The sequence below is a fragment of the Cupriavidus sp. CuC1 genome (assembly GCF_044627735.1).
In the GTDB taxonomy this organism is placed as follows: domain Bacteria; phylum Pseudomonadota; class Gammaproteobacteria; order Burkholderiales; family Burkholderiaceae; genus Cupriavidus; species Cupriavidus ulmosensis.
Window position 1 is genome coordinate 1 of sequence record NZ_JBIUHC010000460.1, and the last position, 540, is coordinate 540.

The 540-nt window shown below is 57.8% G+C and carries 1 protein-coding gene and 1 pseudogene; one reads left to right on the plus strand and one right to left on the minus strand.

Translation table 11 applies throughout. From position 1 onward, the window contains the following. A partial coding sequence (locus ACGLHR_RS52205) for a DnaJ domain-containing protein (RefSeq protein WP_400104031.1) occupies positions 1–272 on the minus strand: 272 nt, incomplete at its 3' end. A 160-nt stretch (positions 273–432) separates the two neighbouring features. Between ACGLHR_RS52205 and ACGLHR_RS52210 the strand changes: the two are divergent. After that, positions 433–540 (plus strand): annotated as a pseudogene (locus ACGLHR_RS52210) (Hsp20/alpha crystallin family protein); the annotation flags it as partial.

Genomic DNA, 540 nt, shown 5'->3' on the forward strand with positions numbered 1-540 from the left:
GAGAACTCGAAGCCGGTGTCCCAGTCCGGCGGCGGACGGAACTTCTGGCCGGGCTGATGGCCTCGTCCCAATTGCTCGTACGCGGCGCGCTTTTCCGGGTCGGAGAGTACAGCATAGGCCTCGTTGAGCTCCTTCATGCGCACTTCGGCATCCGACTGCTTGGAAACGTCGGGATGGAACTTGCGCGCGAGCTTGCGGAACGCCTTCTTGATGTCCTCAGCGGTGGCATCACGTGTCACTCCCAGCGTCTTGTAGTAGTCCTGGAACTCCATGCGTGTTCCCCTTTCCACGTCTCTAATGCTGCCCTTCCGCTCGAAAGAATGACGGCGAATATCAGTCAAATCAAGAGCTTGATATCCGCGGGAAAAGCCTTACCATTCCAACCGGAGACGTGAGAATATGGCGCCCGCGCCAAAGCGAATGGAGGCAAACATGATGTATCGATCCCTGTTTCCCCGTGACGTATTCTCAGAACTGGAACGCCTGCAGCGCGAGCTGCACCAGCCATTCGAGCAGTCTCCCAGTATTCGTGGTCGGGTC